General features: G+C 50.1%; 15 protein-coding genes. 5 read left to right on the forward strand and 10 right to left on the reverse strand.

Annotated features, from left to right (window positions below; all coding sequences use genetic code 11):
- A complete protein-coding gene (gene nudE / locus J7438_RS09650; protein WP_209276370.1) occupies positions 1-579 on the reverse strand; it encodes an ADP compounds hydrolase NudE in 579 nt (192 codons plus the stop codon).
- Positions 580-780: 201 nt separating this feature from the next.
- On the opposite strand from nudE, the gene yrfG reads away from it, so the two are divergent.
- Positions 781-1,434: a GMP/IMP nucleotidase gene (gene yrfG, locus J7438_RS09655; protein WP_209202198.1), complete on the forward strand. Its 654-nt coding sequence runs from the start codon at positions 781-783 to the stop codon at positions 1,432-1,434.
- A 90-nt stretch (positions 1,435-1,524) separates the two neighbouring features.
- The gene (hslR, locus tag J7438_RS09660) at positions 1,525-1,914 is read left to right on the forward strand and encodes a ribosome-associated heat shock protein Hsp15 (protein WP_209202199.1); all 390 of its coding nucleotides are present in this window, start codon (positions 1,525-1,527) and stop codon (positions 1,912-1,914) included.
- Here the strand turns inward: hslR and pdxA are convergent.
- The 6 genes from pdxA to J7438_RS09685 all read right to left on the reverse strand — a co-directional run bounded on the left by pdxA (position 1,908) and on the right by J7438_RS09685 (position 7,282).
- Positions 1,908-2,885 carry a 4-hydroxythreonine-4-phosphate dehydrogenase PdxA gene (pdxA, locus tag J7438_RS09665; RefSeq protein ID WP_209276371.1) on the reverse strand — a complete coding sequence of 326 codons (978 nt, stop codon included), beginning with the start codon at positions 2,883-2,885 and terminating at the stop codon, positions 1,908-1,910. The genes hslR and pdxA overlap by 7 nt on opposite strands.
- Before the next feature lie 298 nt (positions 2,886-3,183).
- Positions 3,184-4,314, reverse strand: a complete 1,131-nt coding sequence (locus J7438_RS09670) for an HsdM family class I SAM-dependent methyltransferase (RefSeq protein ID WP_286196499.1) — start codon at positions 4,312-4,314, stop codon at positions 3,184-3,186.
- A 94-nt stretch (positions 4,315-4,408) separates the two neighbouring features.
- Positions 4,409-5,014 carry a PDDEXK nuclease domain-containing protein gene (locus J7438_RS28640; protein ID WP_503003897.1) on the reverse strand — a complete coding sequence of 202 codons (606 nt, stop codon included), beginning with the start codon at positions 5,012-5,014 and terminating at the stop codon, positions 4,409-4,411.
- Positions 4,969-5,448: a DUF1016 N-terminal domain-containing protein gene (locus J7438_RS28645; protein ID WP_503003899.1), complete on the reverse strand. Its 480-nt coding sequence runs from the start codon at positions 5,446-5,448 to the stop codon at positions 4,969-4,971. Before J7438_RS28645 ends, J7438_RS28640 begins: the two co-directional genes overlap by 46 nt.
- The gene (locus tag J7438_RS09680; protein WP_209276372.1) at positions 5,445-5,846 is read right to left on the reverse strand and encodes a hypothetical protein; all 402 of its coding nucleotides are present in this window, start codon (positions 5,844-5,846) and stop codon (positions 5,445-5,447) included. The genes J7438_RS28645 and J7438_RS09680 overlap by 4 nt, the downstream gene beginning before the upstream one ends.
- Before the next feature lie 11 nt (positions 5,847-5,857).
- A complete protein-coding gene (locus tag J7438_RS09685; RefSeq protein ID WP_209276373.1) occupies positions 5,858-7,282 on the reverse strand; it encodes a hypothetical protein in 1,425 nt (474 codons plus the stop codon).
- Between the two features lie 167 nt (positions 7,283-7,449).
- On the opposite strand from J7438_RS09685, the gene J7438_RS09690 reads away from it, so the two are divergent.
- From J7438_RS09690 to J7438_RS09700, 3 genes are all read left to right on the forward strand, one after another.
- The gene (locus J7438_RS09690) at positions 7,450-7,965 is read left to right on the forward strand and encodes an RAP domain-containing protein (protein ID WP_209276374.1); all 516 of its coding nucleotides are present in this window, start codon (positions 7,450-7,452) and stop codon (positions 7,963-7,965) included.
- Between the two features lie 76 nt (positions 7,966-8,041).
- Positions 8,042-10,828: an RAP domain-containing protein gene (locus J7438_RS09695; RefSeq protein WP_209276375.1), complete on the forward strand. Its 2,787-nt coding sequence runs from the start codon at positions 8,042-8,044 to the stop codon at positions 10,826-10,828.
- A gap of 271 nt (positions 10,829-11,099) precedes the next feature.
- Positions 11,100-13,886, forward strand: coding sequence for an RAP domain-containing protein (locus tag J7438_RS09700; protein ID WP_209276376.1), 2,787 nt, complete (start codon positions 11,100-11,102; stop codon positions 13,884-13,886).
- Between the two features lie 21 nt (positions 13,887-13,907).
- Here the strand turns inward: J7438_RS09700 and J7438_RS09705 are convergent, their stop codons facing one another.
- From J7438_RS09705 to J7438_RS09715, 3 genes are all read right to left on the reverse strand, one after another.
- The gene (locus J7438_RS09705) at positions 13,908-16,403 is read right to left on the reverse strand and encodes a DUF1601 domain-containing protein (protein ID WP_209276377.1); all 2,496 of its coding nucleotides are present in this window, start codon (positions 16,401-16,403) and stop codon (positions 13,908-13,910) included.
- Positions 16,404-16,554: 151 nt separating this feature from the next.
- On the reverse strand, positions 16,555-19,833 hold the full coding sequence (locus tag J7438_RS09710; RefSeq protein ID WP_209276378.1) for an RAP domain-containing protein: 3,279 nt from the start codon (positions 19,831-19,833) through the stop codon (positions 16,555-16,557).
- Positions 19,834-20,068: 235 nt separating this feature from the next.
- Positions 20,069-23,347 (reverse strand): DUF1601 domain-containing protein, encoded by a 3,279-nt coding sequence (locus J7438_RS09715; protein WP_209276379.1) that lies wholly within the window; start codon positions 23,345-23,347, stop codon positions 20,069-20,071.
- Positions 23,348-23,517: the final 170 nt, after the last annotated feature.

Genomic DNA, 23,517 nt, shown 5'->3' on the forward strand with positions numbered 1-23,517 from the left:
TCAACCCAGTAACCCGGCTTGAAGTTGCTCGCGCACCATAAACAGGGCTGCGATCACTCTTGCTTCCGTAAAGTCCGGCCGGGCACACAGCGTCATTAACTGATCAAATGAAAACGTCTCGACTTCCAGGGGTTCTGGTTCATCGCCCTCCAGCGTCTCTTCATAAAGGTCCCGGGCCACCATAATATGAATACTGCGTTTCATGTAGTTGGGTGAAAGGCTGAAGTCGGCCAGGTGATGCCAGCGGTGAGCGCCAAAACCGATCTCTTCCTTCAGCTCTCTGTTGCCCCCTTCTTGCAGGGTTTCGCCGGGTTCGGCAAGGCCTTTCGGGAGGGTGAGCTGGTAATCTTCCGTTCCGGCAGCGTACTCCCTGATCATCATAAAATGCTGGTGATCGACCAGTGGTACAACCATCACGCCCCGGTGTCCTGTCTCAAACTCACCGAGACGTTCATAAATACGTTCTTCACCGTTTGAAAACCGGATATCCAGCTCTTCGACCCGGAACAGGCGGGTTCGGGCGATTTCCCGGCATGCGCGAATCTCTGGCTTATTTTTCTGTGGAATGTGTTCCGTCATGGTTTCCTGATGGTACTGGCTGGAAATATCCGGTCATTATAGTGGGTACAGGCTCCTGGTAGCCATTGATGTCGGGTCACTTCTGGCCTTGAAAGCACGGAATTTCATTCACATTATGGCACTGATAAAATGGCTGGAAACGTTCAGATATGACCTGTAGCCGGATAACCCCTGAATTCCTCAACTAGCTGAGATGCCCTTATGATTGACTGGACCAAGATCAGCACAGTGTTGCTGGATATGGATGGCACGTTATTAGACCTCCATTTTGACAACTATTTCTGGCAAGAGTACGTGCCGTACAAATATGCAGAGAAACACGGTATTTCTCTGGCCAAGGCAAAAGAGGAGCTTAATCCCCGGTTTGAGCAAATCTATGGCAAGCTGCAGTGGTACTGTCTGGATTACTGGGCCGTGGAGCTGGATCTGGACATTATCGCCATGAAACATGAGATTACCCATCTTATCTCGTTCAGGCCTTACGCCGATGGGTTTCTGCAAAATATCCGGGATCATGGCAAGCAGGTGATTATGATCACCAATGCCCATCGTGACAGCCTCTCTCTGAAACTGGAACGTCTGCCCATGGCGCACTACTTTGATAAGTTAATCAGTTCCCATGACTATGGCTATCCCAAGGAGGAACAGAGTTTCTGGCGGGCACTGGAAGACGATATTGCCCTCGATAAGAAACATGCACTGTTTATTGATGACAATATCGGCATTCTTGATTCAGCAAAAACCTATGGTATTGCCGAGCTGCTGGCCATCCGTTATCCCGACAGTCAAAAAGGGCCCTGGGACACTGGCACCTACAATGCTGTTGAGGATTTCCGGGAACTGTTTATTTCTTAGCGTATTTTTTCCTGAAAAGACTGTCCGTCCGAGATGTGAGTCTCGACCTGCCGCAGCCTTTTCACGATAAAAAGCAGTCAGGGGGACCGAATGAGTAATAGTGAAAAGATCAGACTTGATAAATGGTTATGGGCAGCACGCTTTTATAAGACCCGCAGCATTGCCAAAGAAGCCATAGACGGTGGCAAAGTGCACTTGAATGGTCAGCGGTGCAAGCCAGGCAAAGAGCCCCGGGTGGGTGATGTGATAAAACTTCGTGCTGGCTGGGATGAGCGCATTGTTATCGTTAAGCAGCTCAGTGATAAGCGGCAGAAGGCTGAGCTGGCCCAGCAGCTTTATGAAGAAACGCCTGAGAGCCTTCAGGCCCGGGAAGAGGCTGCCGCGAATCGAAAAGCCTTGCGAGGTGCCATGCCCAGACCCGATCACCGTCCGGATAAAAAGCAGCGTCGTGAGATCCTGAAGCATAAAGCGGATTACTGATTTCGGTTGGTTCCATCGGTATATTGTATGGCGACTTTGATCGCTTCCGTCAGGCTGACTTCGCTGGCCTGACCGGTACCGGCGATATCATAGGCGGTTCCGTGATCCACCGAGGTTCTCAGAAATGGCAGGCCACAGGTAATGGAAACCGTACGTTGAAAGTCCACCATCTTGGTGGCGATATGGCCCTGGTCATGATACATGGACAGCACCCCATCATAAGCGCCGTTAAGCGCCTGATGAAACACGGAGTCAGCGGGAACGGGGCCAGTGATATTCCACCCTTCCTTCCTGGCCCGCATCACCGCAGGCTCAATGGCGCAGACTTCTTCATCGCCAAACAGTCCGTTCTCGCCACAGTGGGGGTTCAAACCGGCCACGGCCAGCGATGGCGAATGGATGCCCAGGGACTTGAGAATCTGGTAAGACTTGACAATGCCCTTGAAAACCCGCTCTTCAATAATGGCATCACAGGCCTGCCTGAGCGACAGATGGCGGGTAAGAAAGAAAACCCTGAGCCCGGCAACCTGGAAGAGCGTAATAGGGTCATGGGTGTGAGTCAGTGATGCCAGTATTTCCGTATGGCCGATATGAGGAATCTTTGCCGCTTTGAGCGACAGCTTATTGATAGGTGGGGTAACGATGGCGCTTTTTTTCTGCTGTTGAACATAGTGAACCGCCTGCTCAATAAACTGGTATGCTGCCGTTCCGGTTTCTGCAGAGACTTTCCCGAAAATAATGTTGTCGATATTTACGATTGGACAGTCAATCAGGCTGATTTGTCCGGGCTGATGCAAGTCAGGAGTCGTGTGTTGAATCAAACGGAAGCTGACCTTCTCCCTGCACAGGCTGGCTGCCTGTTCCAACCATCGAACATCCCCCATCACCACTGGCCGACAGGTGCTGGCAAGCTCCGGGGCACATAGTGACTTGATAATGATTTCTGCGCCGATACCGGCTGGGTCACCCATGGGGATACAGATCAGGGGAGGCATTTCGGCTATCGGTCACACCGGGACCGCCTGCAAGGCTGGAGACTCATATCAGCTTAGCAGTAATGTTGAGTGCCACAAGACTTCATTTCTGAGTAGTAAATAGGGTTGTGGAGGTAATCAAACCGTTTCTTGGTTATCATGACTGCAGCAACCGTGTGGAGTGAACTATGTTACGTCAAGTTTCTGTACCACAACGGTATTAGCAGTCATTCAGGGTATACACTTAAGCGGCTCTCCTCTGGCACGGAGAGTTGAGAGTTAAGTTAAAGTGATGTTAGAGCTGTTCTGGCTCTGGCAAACCTTCTGCCACATCGCGGAACAAGGCCAAAGCAGCTTCCAGATGATCAATAATCTCCTGCTGCAAAATGGCAGGAGGAGGCAGGTTGTCGAGATTATCCAGGCTGTCATCTTTGAGCCAGAAAATATCCAGACTGGCTTTATCCCGCGCGATCAACTGATCATATTTGAAAAACCTGAAACGTTCGGTTTCAGTACGATTCAGCCGATCCGTCGGGTTGTAACACTGAATAAACTCCTGAAGGTCACTCAGCGTTAATGGCCGCTGCTTCAGAGTGAAGTGTTTGTTCGTCCGTAAATCATAGAACCAGATGCCTTTGGTATGCACCTTTCCATCTCTGGGGGCATTATCAAAAAAGACCACATTGGCTTTAACACCATTGGCGTAGAAAATGCCCGTGGGCAGACGCAATATGGTATGTACATCGCAGGTTTGCAGCCACTTCTTGCGGATACGCTCCCCAACGCCCCCTTCAAACAGTACGTTATCCGGCAGTACCACCGCAGCCTGACCATCAGACTTGAGCATGGCAACAACATGCTGAAGGAAGTTCAGCTGTTTATTGGTGATAGTGGCCCAGAAATCCTGACGCTCATAGGTAATTGCGTCTTTGTCTTCTTCCCCTTGCTTGTTGGTAATGGTGAGGCTGCTCTTTTTACCAAACGGAGGGTTGGCCAGCACATAGTCCACTTTCTGGGCTGGAGGCTGGGTAAGAGCATCGGCACGGGCAACGCAGGGGTCGCCTTCGATATCACCAATATTGTGCAGGAACAGGTTCATCAAACAGAGACGACGGGTAGAAGGAACAATTTCATTCCCGTAAAAGGTCTCGTCGCGCAGGAACTTTTTCTGCTTAGGGTTGAGCTGCTGCTTGGCAATCCAGTGATAAGCACTCAGAAAGAAACCACCGGTTCCACAGGCTGGGTCGGCGATGGTTTTCATGGGTTTAGGCTGTACGCATTCAACCATGGCTTCGATAATGGCCCGGGGCGTAAAGTATTGCCCGACACCGCTTTTGGTGTCTTCCGCGTTTCTCTGGAGAAGGCCTTCGTACAGATCACCTTTGGTGTCGGAGTCCATACCCAGCCACTGTTCACCATCGATCATTTTAATAATACGGGGTAGTCACCATAGCCCACACCATCATCACGCAGTGTATGGCAATAGTTCCAGACCTTTTGCACCAGTGAAGATGCGTTCATTAATCAGAGTCCTTAAGCACATACTTCTTTTGTGCTTCATCAATAGCGCGCTGCAAACGGTGATGCAGCACTTCACGCTCAGGTAAAACGGTTAAATATTCTGCGACATGGATACCGGCATCATCCAGCTGCAGCAGTTCAATCTGTTCTTTACGGTTTTCGGCACAGAGAATAATGCCCAGTGGCGGCTTTTCTCCTGGCTGGCGTTCATGCTTATCCAGCCAGCGCAGGTAAAGCTCCATTTGCCCTTTGTAGTGGGCCTTGAAGCGACCAATCTTCAAATCCACCGCGACCAGTTGCTTTAACTGACGGTTGTAGAACAGCAGGTCAATATAGAAATCTTCACCATCGATCTGGATGCGCTTTTGGCGGGCAATAAATGAGAAACCAGCGCCAAGCTCCAGCAGGAAGTTCTCAAGCTCGCGCAGAATAGCGTCTTCAAGATCTCTTTCAAGGTAGTGATCATTCAGCTGCAAGAAATCCAGGACATAAGGGTCTTTCAATATCAGGCTGGGTTCCAGACGGTTTTTCTCGGCCAGGGTCTGCAGCTCTTTCTGAATCAGGGCTTCCGGCTTTTTGGAAAGGGCCGTGCGTTGATAGAGCATGGAGTCGATCCGCTCCCCCAGTTCCCTACGCTCCAGCCTTCGATACGGCACATCTGGGCGTAGAACTCCCGCTGCAGCGGGTCTTTCATGGGAATCAGGGCGATAAAATGGGTCCAGCTCAATTGTCGCATCAGCGATACGACAATTTCCCGGTCTGAGAAAACCTCGGCAAATTGCATCATCCGGCGCAGCTGTTTATCGGAGAAGCCTCGGCCAAATTCCTGAGTGAGCTGTTTGGCCAGGGAAACCACTATCTGCTTGCCGTACTTGGCTCGTTCACCGCCCAGAACCTCCTGATTGATGCGATGGCCGATCTGCCAGTACATAAAGGTCAGGGAGGCGTTGACGGCGGCTGAGGCTTTTTGGCGGGAGTTGGTGATGAGCTGCTTTAATTCTTTGAACAAACCGCTTTCGATGTTGTCAAGCTCTTTCACGCTGCTTCACCTTGCCTTTGAGTAGCTAGGCCAGACCTTATGTAATCAATCATCGTTTGATTACCCGAGCTAAAATGATGTGCAATCATCATAGAAATCTTGTGATTTAAAAAGCTAATTCCTCCGCTTCTATTTCTGGTCTTATAAGAAACATAGGAGTTTATGGAGTGCACAATATCGTGATTAGAGCTATCGTAGGTGATTTCTTGGATAACGAGCCAATCAAGAAGATCACCAAGCACTAAATCGTAACTTGGGGATAACACACTTTTTGTTAACCGGTCTCGGATGGAGAAAATTTGATTCCATGTTTGAACCTCTTCATCATCTGGGAGAAAACTAATTTCCCAGACAGGGCTCATATCATCTCTACCGAAAGGATTGGGTGAAAGTCTCATACTGACAAGTACTATGGATCTACTTTATTAGGAAATGGGATGACATTGTCATTATGACCGCTGATCTTGGCTCGATAGGTGACCGACAAAAGCCGCCAGCCCTTATCAAACCAGTCGCTCTGGATTAAAGACCTGAGTGTTAGAATCCCTTGGCCTCCCGGATTTCTCCACCGCATTCCCGAACACTTCATGCGCTGAGTAACCAGTGTTTTGCATGCCGCTTCAATCACTCCGGAGCCGATGGGAAGACTTTTTGACAAATGCTCTGCGTACTTCATCCGTGGGCTATTTTTTCTGAAGTATTCCAGTTCGGTCTTAAGCTTGGATCGGCGCGGGTGTTTTTTGTGTTGGTAAGCCAGGGCCTTGATGACTTTATCAATTCCGCCAGTTTCTTCTTTCAGAATATGCCGATACGTTTTGAACGTCTCTTTAGCCTTTGGACTATTTTCACCGTACGACAGATCAAAGGCTTTCTTCAGGTGCTCTGCCGCATGGTAAAAGTCGATAATTTCATGACCTTCAGGTAACTCGCTGGAGAGATATGTCCAGTTGTCTTTGGCTCCATCTGCGACTTTCACCAATGTCAGACCCGGCTTTTGTTCAAGGACCTTATTCAGGTGATTCTTGATGGTCTGTTTCAACGTCTCCTTTTTGCTCTCGGGCATTCGCCCCATTCTTATGGTGGATAGCCGATTACCCAGATCATCATAAAACGACAGCGTTCCACAACTGGCTTCCTGACAACCCGCAGGGCCTCGGGTACGCTTGCCTTCAGCAGCTCCCTTGTCTCGTTTTTCCTGACGCTTTCCATCTTTCATAGGCAGCATTGCACCATCAAGAGAGGTCGCTACCGTTACTGCATTGGCTGGAACCTGAAAGTTGTCTGCCAGAATATACTCAAAAGGTTCAAGATACTGCTCCCACCGTTCACTGAGTTTTGCAGGAAGACGAGCCAAAGTACTGGCCGACGGCTTCATATTTCCCAACAACTCAAGAAGGCTTGAAACTTCGGTTGGTGGCAACTGAGCCACCATCCACGCCGCTTGTTTTGCCGCCCTGGGTAACCAGAACCCTTCAACAATCCCTGCCCGGAGTTCCAGGGGGACTATACATTTGCTTCCTGAGCCGGATCGATACAGGGTTCGCTTTACCCGGACAGGGCCAGCGGCAGATTGGTATGTTTGATGATTTTGAGCCACCCTGCGATAAACGGTGCCCTTGACCTCAATAGAAGGTTCATTGACGTCCAGTTTTTGAAGGTCTTCAGAGAGAATCTCCTGCTCTGCAAGAGTCATGAGGTTATGCAGTTCATTTTCGTAATCCTCCCAGTGGAGCCCTTGGCATGACTGGCGAAGAAGAGATAACCGATGTTGCAGCGTCTCGATTGCAGGGCAGTAACTACTAGCGGGAATGGTCAGTGGCTGACATACTTCCATGGGGGGCGGCCTCTCGCAGATGATTCTTTTGTCACATGAAAATCATAGCTGCGTTTGGTCGCCTTTCTTGTTCGGGAATTTTGGCTCCGGGACATAAATTCTATGCTCCAGGGTCTGTAGTTGTGCTCAGTATGAGACTTTCACCCAATAATTTGCTTGAAAAACAAATGGATGACCTGTTGACTCGCCTGGAAAATACATCCCCGGATAATGAAGAGGATCAACACATCATTTCCATGGCCGCAAGTTGGCTTGGGAGAACGTGTCCGGTCATCCCCCATTACCAGACAAACATTTCAAAACCTCAAACCGACTTCCGCGATCAACTCCAGTCATGCCTTCCCTCTTTGAATATTGAAGAAGAAAAGAGTCTGAACTCATTACCTCCGGTTGACCTGCTCCTGCCAGACCACAACATGGTGATTGAAATTCAGGGACCGTCTCATTACGTGAGTGGTGATTTCAACACCAGGAATGGTTCGACTCTACTTAAAATCGCACTGCTGCAAAAAGCAGGATTTGAGGTCATTGAAATCCCGGTTAACCAGCTCAGGAGCCGGGATTCAATAAAACTATATATTGATCAAATAAAGACCAGGGTAGACATCCCGCCACAGGGTCATGGCTCTGTATTACTGAAAAGCGGGGCGGCCGATGAGAAATACGGCACTGCTTATATATAATTATTTCAGCAAAATGAACTTCTGAACTGCACAGCAGTCTGCTTTTTATATTTGCATGAATTAATGAAATATAATTATGGACAGAAGCTCTGTCGGTATCAGTAGTCAATACGCAAGATCCGATAATAATCATAACCGACCGGGTGGTCGTGCTGCTGCTTCGAGGCGTGGACGATACAGACATGCCACAGTCAGGCAGTGGGATGATAGCCCACGCAATAATCCGGGGCGTACTACATTTTACCGTTCTTCTGACGAACGCCCTTCTCAACATCTACAGCGCCGTTCAGTAACCCCTCCTCAAGATTTTAATGCGCTCATCAAACAGGAAATAATGGATGATCTGGTGAGTCAATCGAATCGTTTCGGGTGTCGCTATAATGGGAGAAATCACGGCTGGTATGCCAGTTCAATTAAAAAATACACATCAGCTGCTAAACGACCGTTAAATCGAGCGGAACAAAGCCAGCTGGTGCGTTTGATGCAAAATTTTACCATAACACGGCGTTGGGACTGGCGAAGCCTTACGGCCACACTTCATTCATTGACTTCAGCGGGTGTTTTTACCCCTCATAAACCCGTGGATGAGGGTGTTAAGAGCACTCAAGCTGCCTTATTGTCAACGCTACTTGATGTAATCATATTCAAGTGCAACCAAAAACCTCAAGCCTGGGACATTGATGCACGGGGAATCGCCAACCTGCTGTGGGCCATGGCGAAACTGGTAGACAACGAGCAGGAGTGGACACCAGGGCTCAAAGCGACAGTGGCCGCGCTGATGCCCCACGTGAATGCACAGAAAGACCAATTTATTCCTCAGCATATCGCCAACCTGCTGTGGGCAATGGCGAAACTGGTGGTCAACGGGCAGGAGCAGACACCAGAGCTCAACAAGGCCGTGGCCACGTTATTGACCAACGTGAACACTCAGAAAGCGAACTTTAAACCACAGGAAATCACCAACCTGCTGTGGGCCATGGCGAAACTGGTGGACAACGGCCAGGAGCGGATACCAGAGTTCAAAGAGGCTGTGGCCGCGCTGTTGCCCCACGTGAACGCACAGAAAGACCAATTTAATGCCCAGGAAATCGCCAACCTGCTGTGGGCCATGGCGAAATTGGTGGACAACGGCCAGGAGCAAACACCAGAGTTCAACGAGGCCGTGGTCGCGCTGTTGCCCCACGTGAACACACAGAAAGACCAATTTATTCCTCAGCATATCGCCAACCTGCTGTGGGCCATGGCGAAACTGGTGGACAACGGGCTGGAGCAGATGCCAGTGCTCAACGAGGCCGTGGCCGCGCTGTTGCCCCACGTGGACACTCAGAAAGACCAATTTATTCCTCAGCATATCGTCAACCTGCTGTGGGCCATGGCAAAACTGGTGGACAACGGGCAGGAGCAGACACCAGGGCTCAAAGAGGCCGTGGCCGCTCTGTTGCCCCACGTGAACGCTAAGAAAGACCAATTTAATGCCCAAGGTAACGCCAACCTTCTGTGGGCCATGGCAAAACTGGTGGACAACGGGCAGGAGCAGACACCAGGTCTCAAAGAGGCCGTGGCCGCGCTGTTGCCCCACGTGAACGCAAAGAAAGACCAATTCAATGCCCAGGATATCGCCAACCTGCTTTGGGCCATGGCGAAACTGGTGGACAACGGGCAGGATCAGACATCAGAGCTCAACGAGGCCTTGGCCACGCTGTTGTCCTGCGTCAACGTACAGAAAGCTAGCTTTAAACCACAGGGTATCACCAATCTGCTGTGGGCCATGGCGAAACTGGTGGACAACGGGCAGGAGCGAACACAAGGGCTCAACGAAGCTGTGGCCGCGCTGTTACCCCACGTAAACACACAAATAGCGAACTTTAAACCACAGGAAATCGTTAACCTGCTGTGGGCCATGGCGAAACTGGTGATCAACGGGCAGGAGCGAACACCAGGGCTCAAAGAGGCCGTGGCTGCGCTGTTGCCCCAAGTGAACGCACAGAAAGACCCATTTAATGCCCAGGGTATCACCAACCTGCTGTGGGCCATGGCGAAACTGGGGGAGCTCGTTGAGCTGAATGTGGTTAAATCCACGTCTGAACTTCTTGTCTACCAAATCAGTCAATGCCCTCAGTTATCTCAGCAAGATATATCGATGTCTCTCTGGGGAGTATTGGTATGCTGTGCCAGGCTGTCTCCCGAATTCAATACCAATAAAAACAGCTTGCTTGAAAAGCACATGGATGCCCTGTTTACTCGCCTGGAAAATGCACTCCCTAACAATGAAGAGGAACAATCCATCATTGCCATGGCCGCAAGCTGGCTTGGCAGAGCGTGTCCGATCGTCCCCCATTACCAGACCAGCATTTCAAAACATCAAACCGACTTCCGCGATCAACTTCAATCATCTATTCCCTCTTTAAAGATTGAAGTAGAAAGGAGTCTGAACTCATTACCTCCGGTTGATCTGCTACTGCCAGCCCACAATATTATTATTGAAATTCAGGGACCCTCTCATTACGTGAGTGGTGATTTCCAAACCAGGAATGGTTCGACTCTGCTGAAAATCGCACTGCTGCAAAAAGCAGGATTTGAGGTCATTGAAATCCCGACTAACACCTTTTTGAACCCGGATTCAATAAAACGATGTATTGATCAAATAAAGACCAGGATCGACATCCCACCACAGGCCTATGGCTCTGTATCCTATAAAATCGGGTGGACAGATAAGGCAAACGTTACCGCCGATAAAGGAGGGCAATCCTCACATCACTGTTACTTAACCGGCGAAGAGCATTCAGAAAAGCAAACAGGCAAACCCAAAAAAAGAACAAGGAAGAGGAAAAAAAAGCCAATAACCTCTGCCCTTTCACCATGACTCTAGGAGGCTGACCGAGAATAGACTGCCCTACTGCGGTGGCAGCAAATTGGTCTAAAAAGTCGGAAATTTTTAGCAAATAGAACCACTATTCACTAAAAATTTCGGACTTTTTATCCTCAATTTTCTGCCATCCTCGCTACGGGCGCTATTCTCGGTCAGCCTCCTGGAACCGTGTTCATATTCCGGTGATAAACATTTCAGCAAAATGAACTTCTGAACCGCACAGCAGTCTGCTTTTTATGTTTCCATGAATTAATGAAATATAATTATGGACGGAAGCTCTGCCGGTATCAGTGGTCAATACGCAAGATCCGATAATAATCATAACCGACCGGGTGGCCGTGCTGCTGCTTCGAGGCGTGGACGATACCGACAGGCCACGGTCAGGCAGTGGGATGATACCCCACGAACAAACCCGGGGCGTACTACATTTTACCGTTCTTCTGACGCACGCCCTTCTCAACATCTACAGCGCCGTTCAGTTAACCCTGCTCAAGATTTTAAGGCGCTCATCAAACCAGAAATAATGGCTGATCTGGTGAGTAAATCTTATCGTTTCGGTGATCGCTATGATGGGAGACATCACGGTCTGTATGCTGATTCAATTAAAAGATACACATCAGCTGCTAAAAGACCGTTAAATCGAGCAGAACAAAGCCAGCTGATATGTTTGCTGCAAAATTTTACCATAACACGGCGTTGGGACTGGCGAAGCCTTACAACAACACTCCATTCATTGACTTCAGCGGGGTTTTTTACCCCTCATAACCCCATGGATGAGCGTGTCAAGCTAACTCAAGCTTACTTATTGTCAACACAACTTGATGCCATCATATTCAAGTGCAACCAAAAACCTCAAGCCAGGGACATTGATGCCTGGGGAATCTCCAACCAGCTGTGGGCAATGGCGAAACTGGTAGACAACGGGCAGAAGTGGACACCAGGGTTCAAAGCGACAGTGGCCGCGCTGTTGCCCCACGTGAACGCACAGAAAGTCCAATTTATTCCTCAGCAGATCGCCAACATGCTGTGGGCCATGGCGAAACTGGTAGTCAACGGGCAGAAGCTGACACCAGAGCTCAACGAGACCTTGGCCATACTTTTGTCCCACTTGAACGCACAGAAAGCTAACTTTAAGCCACAGGAAAATGCCAACCTGCTGTGGGCCATGGCAAAACTGGTGGACAACGGGCTGGAGCATACACCAGGGCTCAAAGAGGCCTTAGTCGCGCTGTTGCCCAACGTGAACGCAAAGAAAGACCAATTTGATGCCCAGCATATCGCCAACATGCTATGGGCCATGGCGAAACTGGTGGACAACAGGCTGGAGCAGATACCAGGCCTCAAAGAGGCCGTGGCCGTGCTGTTGACCCTTGTGAACACACAAAAAGCTAACTTTAAGCCACAGGAAACTGCCAACCTGCTGTGGGCCATGGCGAAACTGGTGGACAACGGGCTGGAGCAGACACCAGGGCTCAAAGAGGCCTTAGCCGTGTTGTTACCCCACATGAACGCACAGAAAGTCCAATTTAATGCCCAGGATATCGCCAACCTGCTGTGGGCCATGGCGAAACTGGTGGACAACGGGCTGGAGCAGATACCAGGGCTCAAAGAGGCCTCAGGCGCATTGTTGCCCCACGTGAATACACAGAACGCTAACTTTATACCACAAGGTATCGTCAACCTGCTGTGGGCCATGGCGAAACTGGTGGACAACGGGCAGGAGCAGACACCAGGGCTCAAAGCGGCCATAGCCATGCTACTGCCCCACGTGAAAGCACTGCAAGCTAACTTTAACCCCCAGGAAATCGCCAACCTGCTGTGGGCCATGGCAAAACTGGTGGACAACGGGCAGGCGCAGACACCAGAGCTCAAAGCGGCCGTAGCCACGCTGCTGTCCCATGTGAAGGCACTGAAAGCTAACTTTAAACCCCAGGAAATCGCCAACCTGCTGTGGGCCATGGCGAAACTGGTAGACAACGGGCAGGCGCAGACACCAGAACTCAAAGAGGCTGTGGCCGCATTGCTGCCCCACGTGAACGCACAAAAAGACCAATTTATTCCTCAGGGTATCGCCAACCTGCTGTGGGCCATGGCAAAACTGGTGGACAACGGGCAGGAGCAGGCACCAGGTCTCAAAGAGGTCGTGGCCGCGCTGTTGCCCCACGAGAACGCAAAGAAAGACCAACTCAATGCCCGGGATATCGCCAGCCTGCTGTGGGCCATGGCGAAACTGGGTGAGCTCGTTGAGCTGAACGTGGTTAAATCCACGTCTGAACTTCTTCTCTACCAAATCAGTCAATGCCCTCAGTTATCTAAGCAAGATATATCGATGTCTCTCTGGGGAGTATTGGTATGCTGTGCCAGGCTCTGTCCAGATGCCAATACCAATAAAAACAGCTTGCTTGAAAAGCACATGGACGCCCTGTTTACTCGCCTCGAAAATGCATCCCCAAACGATGTAGAGGAACAATCCCTCATTGCCATGGCCGCAAGCTGGCTTGGCAGGGCGTGTCCCATCGTCCCCCATTACCAGACCAGCATTTCAAAACATCAAACCGACTTCCGCGATCAACTTCAATCATCTATTCCCTCTTTAAAAATTGAAGCAGAAAGGAGTCTGAACTCATTACCTCCGGTTGATCTGCTACTGCCTGACCACAATATTATTATTGAAATTCAGGGACCCTTTCATTACGTGTGTGGTGATTTCAAAACCAGGAATGGTTCGACTCTGCTGAAAATCGCACTGCTGCAAAAAGCAGGATTTGAGGTCATTGAAATCCCCACTAACACCTTTTTGAACCCGGATTCAATAAAACGATGTATTGATGAAATAAAGACCAGGCTGGACATCCCGCCACAGGCCCATGGTTCTGTATCCTATAAAATCGGGTGGGCATATGAGGCAAACGTTAGAAATGTAAGCCGTTGGAGAAACGCATCTGCTCTTGATGCCAACCATTCGTTATCTTCAAATCATCCGGGCGAAATTCAGGGGCAACAGGTCTTCAACGCTGGTAGAACTTTACTTGAATGTGAAAATGGTGCTTGAGTCATGACGTTAGGGAAGAGCTTACTGGTTGTGTTTTTTCCTTTTTCTACCTGATTTGCCTGTTTGCTCCCCTGAATGTTCTTCGGCAGTCAAGTAACCGTGATCAGAGGGTTGCCTGCCGTTATCAGCAGTAACGTATGCCGCATCTGGCCACCTTCTTTTAAGTGATACAGAGCCATGACCCTGTGGCGGGAAGCCTGTCCTGGTCTTTATTTGATCAATGTATGGTTTCATTAAATCCTGATTCAAAAACCTGTTGACCGGAATTTCAATGACCTCAAATCCTGATTTTTGCAGCAGTGCTATTTTAAGCAGAGTCGTACCGCTCCTGGTTTTGAAATCACCACCTACGTAATGAAACGGTCCCTGAACTTCAATCACCAGCTTGTGATCTGGCAGAAGCAGGTCAACAGGAGGTAATGAGTTCAGACTCTTTTCTTCTTCAATCCGCAAAGATGGAATGCATGATTGGAGTAGATCGCGGAAGTCGACCTGGGTTTTTGAAATGTTTGTCGGGTAATGGGGTACGACAGTACACGTTCTGCCAAGCCAAACGGCGGCCTGGGCAAGGATGGATTGATCATCTTCATTGTCCGGGAATGTATTTTCCAGGCGAGTAAACAGGTCATTCATGTGCTTTTCAAGCACGTTAATGTTGTTGGTATTGGAGGCCAGAGACAATCTGGCACAGTATACCATGACTCCCCAGAGAGACATCGATATGTCTGGTTGAGAGAGCTGAGGGTTGTTACTGATTCGGTAGACAAGCGATTCGAACGTGGATGTCACCACGTTCAGCTCAATGAGTTCCCCCATTTTCGCCATGGCCCACAGCAGGTTGGCGATGCCCTGGGAATTAAATTGGTCTTTCTGTGCGTTCACATGGTGCAACAGCGCGGCCACGGCCTCGTTGAGTTCTGGTGTCTGCTCCTGCCCGCTGTCCACCAGTTTTGCCATGGCCCAGAGCAGATTGACGATTTCCTGTGGTTTAAAGTTAGCTTTCTGTGCGTTCACATGGGGCAGCAGCCCGACCACGGCCTCATTGAATTCTGTTGTCCGCTCCTGCCCGGTGTCCACCAGTTTCCCCATGGCCCACAGCAGGTTGGCGATATGCTGAGGAATAAATTGATCTTTCTGTGCACTCACGTGGGGTAACAGCGCGGCCACGGCTTCGTTGAGTTCTGGTGTCCGCTCCTGCCCATTGTCCACCAGTTTCGCCATGGCCCACAGCAGGTTGGCGATATGCTGAGGGATAAATTGATCTTTCTGTGCACTCACGTGGGGTAACAGCGCGGCCACGGCTTCGTTGAGTTCTGGTGTCCGCTCCTGCCCATTGTCCACCAGTTTCGCTATGGCCCACAGTAGGTTGGCGATTTCCTGTGGTTTAAAGTGCGCTTTCTGTGCGTTCACGTGGGGCAATAGGCTGGCCACGGCCTCGTTAAACTCTGGTGTTCGCTCCGGTCCGTTGTCCACCAGTTTCGCCATGGCCCAAAGCAGGTTGGCGATACCCTGTGGTATAAAGTTAGCCTTCTGTGCGCTCACATGGGGCAACAGTACGGCCTCGGCTCTGCTTAGTATCGGTGTTTGCTCCTGCCCGTTGTCCACCAGTTTCGCCATGGCCCAGAGCAGGTTGGTAATTTCCTGTGGTTTAAAGTTACCTTTCTGTGCGTTCACATTGGCCAATAACCTGGCCACGGCCTCATTGAGTTCTGGCGTCTGTTCCTGCCCGTTGTCCACCAGTTTCGCCATGGCCCACAACAGGTTGGCGATATGCTGAGGAATAAATTGGTCCTTCTGTGTGTTCATGTGGGGCAACAGTGCGGCCACAGCCTCGTTGAGCCCTGGTATCCGCTCCTGCCCGCTGTCTACCAGTTTCGCCATGGCCCACAGCAGGTTGGCGATTTCCTGGGCTCTAACATAGGTGGCTTCAGGTTTTTGGTTGCACTTGAATATTATTGCATCAAGTAGTGTTGACAATAAGGCAACTTGAGTATGCTTGACACGCTTATCTATGGGGTTATGGGCGGTAAAAACACCCGCTGAAGTCAATGAGTGAAGTGTGGTCGTCAGGCTTCGCCAATTCCAGCTCCGTGTTGCAGTAAAATTTTGCAGCAAACGCATCAGCTGGCTTTGTTCCGCTCGATTTAACGGTCTTTTAGACGCTGACGTGTATTTTTTAATTGAACTGGCATACACGCCGTGATCTCTCCCATCATAGCGATGACCGAAACGATAAGATTTACTCACCAGACCATCCATTATTTCCTGTTTGATGAGAGCATTAAAATCTTGAGCAGGGTTTACTGAACGGTACTGTAAATGTTGAGAAGAGCGTGTGAAAGAAGAATGGTGAAATTCATTACACCCGGGGGCAGTGCGGGATGGGCTATCCCATTGTCTGACTGTGGCATATCTATATCGTCCACGCCGTGAAGAAGTGGCCTGGCCATTCGATTGGTTGTAATTATTGCCTGATCTTGCGTATTGACCACTGATACCAGCAGAGCTTCTATCCATAACTATATTTCATTAATTCATGATAATATAAAAAGCAGACTGCTGTTCTGTTCAGAAGTTCATTTGGGGCTAAATTCAGGGACAACAGGTCTTCAACATTGGTAGAACTTTCCTGGAATGTGAAAACGGTTCCTGGGTCGAAGGGAGAGGATTACTGGCTGGTTGTTTTCTTCCTCTTTCCTGGTTTGCCGGTTTGCTCTTTTGAATGTTCTTCGGCGGTTAAGTAACCATGATCTGAGGGTTGCCTGCCTTTATCAGCTGTAACGTATGCCTCATCTGCCCACCTTCTTTTAAGTGATACAGAGCCATGACGTTGTGACGAGATGTCTACCCTGGCCTTTATTTGATCAATACATCGTTTCATTGAATTCCGGTTCCAAAGCATGTTAATTGGGATTTCAATGACCTCAAAACCTGCTTTTTGCAACAGTGCGATTTTCAGCAGAGTCGAACCATTCCTGGTGTTGAAATCACCACCCACGTAATGAGACGGTCCCTGAACTTCAATCACTATGTTGTGATCTGGCAGGAGCAGGTCAACCGGAGGTAATGAATTCAGACTCTTTTCTTCTTCAATCCGCAAAGAGGGAAAGCATAATTGGAGTTGATCGCGGAAGTCGGCTTGAGATTTTGACCTGACTGTCTGGTAATGGGGGACGAACGGGCATGATCTCCCAAGCCAACTTGCGGCCATGGTAATAACGGATTGTTCCTCTTCATTGTTTGGGAATGGATTTTCCAGGCGAGTAAACAGGTCATCCATGTGCTTTTCAAGCCAGTTATTGTTATTGGAGTCCAGAGACAATCTGGCACAGCAAACCATTACTCCCCAGAGAGACATCAATATTTCTTGCTGTGAGAGCTGAGGGTTTTTACTGATTCGGTAAACAAGCGATTCGAACATAGGGGTCATCACGTTCAGCTCAACGAACTCACCCAGTTTCGCAGTGGCCCACAGCAGATTGCCGATTTCCTGTGGTTTAAAGTTAGCTTTCTGTGCGTTCACGTGGGGTAACAGTGCGGCCACGGCCTCATTGAGTTCTGGTGTCTGCTCCTGCCCGCTGTCCACCAGTTTTGCCATGGCCCAGAGCAGATTGACGATTTCCTGTGGTTTAAAGTTAGCTTTCTGTGGGTTCACGTAGGGCAGCAGCCCGACCACGGCCTCATTGAACTCTGTTGTCCGCTCTTGCCCGTTGTCCACCAGTTTTCCCATGGACCACAGCAGGTTGGCGATACCCTGTGTTGTAAAATTAGCTTTCTGTGCGTTCACGTGGGGTAACAGCTCGGCCACGGCCTCATTGAACTCTGTTGTCCGCTCCTCGCCATTGTCCAGCAGTTTTGCCATGGCCCACAGCAGGTTGGTGATACCCTGAGGTTTAAAGTTAGCTTTCTGTGTGTTCACGTGGCGCAATAGCGCGGTCACGGCCTCGTTGAGCTCTGATGTCCGCTCACCGTTGTCCACCAGTTTCGCCATGGCCCACAGCAGGTTGGCGACTCCCTGGGCATTAAATTGGTCCTTCGCTGCGTTAACCTGAGGCAACAGCGCAGCCACGGACTCGTTAAACTCTGGTGTCCGCTCCTGCCCGTTGTCCACCAGTTTCGCCATGGCCCACAGCAGGTTGGCGATATGCTGGGCATTAAACAGGTCTTTCTGTACGTTCACATGTTGCAGCAGCGCAGCCACGGCCTCGTTAAACTCTGGTGTCCGCTCCTGCCCGCTATCCACCAGTTTCGCCATGGCCCACAGCAGGTTGGCGATAGCCTGTGGTGTAAAGTTATCTTTCTGTGCGTTCACGTGTGGCAACAGCGCGGCCACGGCCTCTTTAAGCTCTGGTGTCCTAACCTGCCCGTTGTCCAGTAGTTTCGCCATGGCCCACAGCAGGTTGGCGATTTCCTGTGGTTTAAAGTTAGCTTTCTCCGGGTTCACTTGTGGCAACAGCACGGCCACGGCCTCTTTGAGCTGCGGTGTCCACTCCTTCCCTTTTTCCACCAGTTTCGCTGTGGCCCAGAGCAAGTTGGCGATTTCCTGTGGTTTAAAGTTAGCTTTCTGTGCGTTCACGAACGGCAACAGCGTGGCCACGGCCTCTTTGAGCTGTGGTGTCCACTCCTTCCCTTTTTCCACCAGTTTCGCTGTGGCCCAGAGCAAGTTGGCGATTTCCTGTGGTTTAAAGTTAGCTTTCTGTGCGTTCACGCGGGGCAACAGCGCGGCCACGGCCTCGTTGAGTTCTGGTGTTTGTTCCTGCCCGTTGTCCACCAGTTTTGCCATGGCCCACAGAAGGTTGGCGATTTCCTGTGGTTTACAGTTAGCTTTCTGTGCGATCACGTGGGGCAAAAGCGCGGCCACGGCCTCATTGAACTCTGGTGTTCGCTCCTGCCCATTGTCTACCAGTTTGGCCATGGCCCACAGCAGGTTGACGATTCCCTGGGCATTAAATTGGTCCTTCCCTGCGTTCACGTGAGGCAACAGCTCAGCCACGGCCTCTTTGAGCCCTGGTGTCCGCTCCTGTCTGTTGTCCACCAGTTTTGCCATGGCCCACAGCAGATTGGTAATACCCTGGGCATTAAATTGGTCTTTCTGTGCGTTCACGAGGGGCAACAGCACGGCTACGGCCCCTTTGAGCCCTGGTGTCTGCTTCCGCCCGTTGTCCACCAGTTTCGCCATGGCCCACAGCAGGTTGGCAATATGCTGAGGAGTAAATTGGTCCTTTTGTGCGTTTATGTGGGGCAACAGTGCGGCCACAGCCTCGTTGAGCCCTGGTGTTCGCTCCTGCCCGCTGTCTACCAGTTTTGCCATGGCCCACAGCAGGTTGGCGATTCCCAAGGCATCAATATCCCTGGCTTCAGGTTTTTGGTTGCACTTGAATATTATTGCATCAAGCAGTGTTGACAATAAGGCAGTTTGAGTAAGTTTGGCACGATCATCCAAGGGTTTAAGAGGGGTAAAAACACCCGCTGAAGTCAATGAATGAAGTGTTGTCGTCAGGCTTCGCCAATTCCAGTTCCGCGTTGCTGTGAAATTTTGCAGCAAACGCATCAGCTGGCTTTGTTCCGCTCGATTTAACGGTCTTTTAGCAGATGACGTGTATTTTTTAATTGAACTGGCATATCGACCATGATGCCTCCCATCATAGCGATGACCGAAACGATAAGATTTACTCACCAGATCATCCATTATTTCCTGTTTGATGAGCGCATTAAAATCTTGAGCAGGGTTTACTGAACGGTACTGTAGATGTTGAGAAGAGCGTGTGACAGAAGAATGGTAAAATTCATGACGCACCGAAGCAGTAGGGTGGGGGTTATCCCATTGTCTGACTATGGCATATCTATAACGTCCACGCCGTGAAGAAGCGGCCTGGTAATCCGGTTGGTTGTCATCATTGCCTGATCTTGCGTATTGACCACTGATACCGGCAGAGCTTCTATCCATGACTATATTTCATTAATTCATGAGAATATAAAAAGCAGACTGCTGTTCTGTTCAGAAGTTCATTTTGTTGGAATGTTGATAAATGTAAGCAGTTGGAGAAACGCATCTGCTCCTGATGCCACCAATTCGTTATCTTCAAAACATCCGGGGCAAAATTCAGGGGTAACAGGTCTTCAACGCTGGTAGAACTTTCCTGGAATAAGAAAACTGTTCCCGGGTCGTCAGAAGGAGGGAATTACTGGTTGTTTTTTCTCTTCCTCTTGGCTGGTTTGCCGGTTGGTTCTTCTAACTGTTTTTCGGCGGTTATGTAACCGTGATCTGTCGGCTGCCTGCCTTTATCAGCAGTAACGTATGCCGAATCTGCCCACCTTCTTTTAAGTGATACAGAGCCATGCCCCTGTGGCGGGATCCCTGTCCTGGTTTTTATTTGATCAATGTATGGTTTCATTAAATCCTGATTCAAAAGCCTGTTAACCGGAATGTCAATGACCTCAAATCCTGCTTTTTGCAACAGTGCGATTTTCAGCAGCGTCGAACCATTCCTGGTGTTGAAATCACCACCCACGTAATGGGACGGTCCCTGAACTTCAATTACTATGTTGTGATCTGGCAAGAGCAGGTCAACCGGAGGTAATGAATTCAGACTCTTTTCTTCTTCAATCCGCAAAGAGGGAAAGTATGATTGGAGTAGATGGCGGACCTCGGATTGAGGTTTTGACCTGGCAGTCGGGTAACGGGGGACGACCGGGCACGCTCTCCCAAGCCAACTGGCGGCCATGGCAATGATGCGTTGATCCTCTTCATTGTGCAGGAATGTATTTTCCACACGAGTAAACAGGTCATCCATGTGCTTTTCAAGCCAGTTATTGTTTTTAGAGTTCAGAGACAACCTGGCACAGCAAACCATGACTCCCCAGAGAGAAATCAATAGGTCTTGCTGTGAGAGCTGAGGGTTTTCACTGATTCGGTAAACAAGCGATGCAAACGTAGAGGTCACCACGTTCAGCTCAACGAACTCACCCAGTTTCGCCGGGGCCCACAGCAGATTGGCGATTTCCTTTGGCTTAAAGTCAGCTTTCTGTGTGTTCACGTGGCGCAATAGTGCGGCCACGGCCTCGTTGAGCGCCGATGTCCACTCCCCGCTGTCCACCAGTTTCGCCATGGCCCACAGCAGGTTGGCGATTTCCTGTGGTTTAAAGTTAGCTTTCTCTTTGTTGACCTGTGGCAACAGCGCGGCTACGGCCCCGTTAAGCTCTGGTGTTCGCTCCTGCCCTTTGTCCACCAGCTTCGCCATGGCCCACAGCAGGATGGCGATTCCCTGGGCATTAAATTGGTGCTTCCCTGCGTTCAGGTGAGGCAACAGCGCAGCCACGGCTTCGTTAAAGTCTGATGTCCGCTCCTGCCCGCTATTCACCAGTTTCGCCATGGCACACAGCAGGTTGGCGATACCCTGTGGTTTAAAGTTATCTTTCTGTGCGTTCACGTGGGGCAACAGTGCGGCCACGGCCTCTGTAAGCTCTGGAGTCCTATCTTGCCCGTTGTCCAGCAATTTCGCCATCGCCCACAGCAGGTTGGCGATATGCGGAGGAGTAAACTGGTCTTTATGTGCGTTTACGTAGGGCAACAGCGCGGCCACGGCCTTGTTGAGCCCTCGTGTTCGCTCTTGCCCCTTGCTCACCAGTTTTGCCATGGCCCACAGCAGGTTGGCGATATGCTGAGGAATAAATTGGTTTTTTTTTGCGTTCACGTGGGGCAACAGTGTGGCCACAGCCTCTTTGAGCACTGGTGTTTGCTCCTGCCCCTTGTCCACCAGTTTTGCCATGGCCCACAGCAGGTTGGCGATATCCTGTGGTTTAAAGTTACCTTTCTGTGCGTTCAAGTGAGGCAATAGAGCGGCCACCGCCTCGTTGAGCCCTGGTGTTCGCTTTTGCCTGTTGTCCACCAGTTTCGCCATAGCCCACAGCATGTTGGCGATTTCCTGTCGTTTAAAGTTAGCTTTCTGTGCGTTCACGTAGGGCAGCAACATGGCCACGGCCTTGTTGAGCCCTGGTGTGCGCTCCTGCCCGTGGTCCACCAGTTTTGCCATGGCCCACAGCAGGTTGGCGATATGCTGAGGAATAAATTGCGTTTTTTTTGCGTTCACGTGGGGCAACAGCGCGGCCACGGCCTTGTTGAGATCTGGTGTCTGTTCGTACCCGTTGTCCTCCAGTTTCGCCATGGCCCACAGCAGGTTGGTAATGCCCTGGCTATTAAATTGGTCTTTCTGTGCTTTCACGTGGGACAACAACGCGGCCACGGCCTTGTTGAGATCTGGTGTCTGTTCGTACCCGTTGTCCACCAGTTTTGCCATGGCCCACAGTAGGTTGGCAATGCCCTGGGCATTAAATTGGTCTTTCTGTGCGTTCACGAGGGGCAACAGCGTGGCTACGGCCCCTTTGAACCCTGGTGTCTGCTTTGGCCCGTTGTCCACCAGTTTCGCCATGGCCCATAGCAGGTTGGCGATATGTTGAGGAATAAATTGGTCTTTCTGTGCGTTCACGAGGGGCAACAAGGATGCCATGGCCTCGTTGAATTCTAGTATTCGCTTCTGCCCATTGTTCACCAGTTTCGCCATGGCCCACAGCAGGTTGGCGATTTCCTGTGGATTAAAGTTAGCTTTATGTTCGTTCACATCGGCCAATAAACTGGCCACGGCCTCATTGAGTTCTGGCGTCTGTTCCTGCCCGTTGTCCACCAGTTTCGCCATGGCCCACAGCAGGTTGGCAATATGCTGAGGAATAAATTGGTTTTTCTGTGCGTTCATGTGGGGCAACAGTGCGGTCACAGCCTCGTTGAGCCCTGGTGTTCGCTCCTGCCCGCTGTCTACCAGTTTTGCCATGGCCCACAGCAGGTTGGCGATTCCCTGGGCATCAATATCCACGGCTTCAGGTTTTTGGTTGCACTTGAATATGATTGCATCCAGTAGCGTTGTCATTAAGGCAGCTTGAGTGCGCTTAACACGCCCATCCATGGGGTTATGAGGGGTAAAAACACCCGCTGAAGTCAATGAATGAAATGTTGTCGTCAGGCTTAGCCAATTCCAGCTCCGTGTTGCGGTAAAATTTTCCAACAAACGCATCAGCTGGCTTTGTTCCGCACGATTCAACGGTCTTTTAGCAGCTGACGTGTATTTTTTAATTAAGCTGGCATATTGACCGTGATGTCTCCCATTATAGCGATCACCAAAACGATAAGATTTATTCACCAGGCGATCCATTATTTTCTGTCTGGTGAGAGCATTAAAATCCTGAGCAGGGTTTACTGAACGGTTCTTTAGATGTTGAGAAGAGCGTTTGAAAGAAGCATGGTAAAACTCATGACGCCCCGGGGCAGTGCGGGAGGGGGTATCCCATTGTCTGACTGTGGTATATCTATATCGTCCACGCCGTGAAGAAGTGGCCTGGTAATCCGGTTGGTTGTCATCATTGCCTGATCTTGCGTATTGACCACTAATACCAGCAGAGCTTCTATCCATAATTATATTTCATTAATTCATGAGAATATAAAAAGCAGACTGCTGTTCTGTTCAGAAGTTCATTTCGGTGGAATGTTGATAAATGTAAGGGTGAAAGTCTCATACTGAACACAACTACAGACCCTGGAGCATAGAATTTACGTCCCAGAGCCAAAATACCCGAACAAGAA

Source organism: Thalassotalea sp. G20_0 (genome assembly GCF_017744175.1).
Taxonomy (GTDB): domain Bacteria; phylum Pseudomonadota; class Gammaproteobacteria; order Pseudomonadales; family Endozoicomonadaceae; genus Endozoicomonas.

What these genes read in the sequence shown, in the direction of transcription:
- nudE (WP_209276370.1), bottom strand. Translation starts at nt 579, where the DNA reads ATGACGGAACACATTCCACAGAAAAATAAGCCAGAGATTCGCGCATGC.
- yrfG (WP_209202198.1), top strand. Translation starts at nt 781, where the DNA reads ATGATTGACTGGACCAAGATCAGCACAGTGTTGCTGGATATGGATGGC.
- hslR (WP_209202199.1), top strand. Translation starts at nt 1,525, where the DNA reads ATGAGTAATAGTGAAAAGATCAGACTTGATAAATGGTTATGGGCAGCA.
- pdxA (WP_209276371.1), bottom strand. Translation starts at nt 2,885, where the DNA reads ATGGGTGACCCAGCCGGTATCGGCGCAGAAATCATTATCAAGTCACTA.
- J7438_RS09670 (WP_286196499.1), bottom strand. Translation starts at nt 4,314, where the DNA reads ATGATCGATGGTGAACAGTGGCTGGGTATGGACTCCGACACCAAAGGT.
- J7438_RS28640 (WP_503003897.1), bottom strand. Translation starts at nt 5,014, where the DNA reads ATGCTCTATCAACGCACGGCCCTTTCCAAAAAGCCGGAAGCCCTGATT.
- J7438_RS09680 (WP_209276372.1), bottom strand. Translation starts at nt 5,846, where the DNA reads ATGAGACTTTCACCCAATCCTTTCGGTAGAGATGATATGAGCCCTGTC.
- J7438_RS09685 (WP_209276373.1), bottom strand. Translation starts at nt 7,282, where the DNA reads ATGGAAGTATGTCAGCCACTGACCATTCCCGCTAGTAGTTACTGCCCT.
- J7438_RS09690 (WP_209276374.1), top strand. Translation starts at nt 7,450, where the DNA reads ATGGATGACCTGTTGACTCGCCTGGAAAATACATCCCCGGATAATGAA.
- J7438_RS09695 (WP_209276375.1), top strand. Translation starts at nt 8,042, where the DNA reads ATGGACAGAAGCTCTGTCGGTATCAGTAGTCAATACGCAAGATCCGAT.
- J7438_RS09700 (WP_209276376.1), top strand. Translation starts at nt 11,100, where the DNA reads ATGGACGGAAGCTCTGCCGGTATCAGTGGTCAATACGCAAGATCCGAT.
- J7438_RS09705 (WP_209276377.1), bottom strand. Translation starts at nt 16,403, where the DNA reads ATGGATAGAAGCTCTGCTGGTATCAGTGGTCAATACGCAAGATCAGGC.
- J7438_RS09710 (WP_209276378.1), bottom strand. Translation starts at nt 19,833, where the DNA reads ATGGATAGAAGCTCTGCCGGTATCAGTGGTCAATACGCAAGATCAGGC.
- J7438_RS09715 (WP_209276379.1), bottom strand. Translation starts at nt 23,347, where the DNA reads ATGGATAGAAGCTCTGCTGGTATTAGTGGTCAATACGCAAGATCAGGC.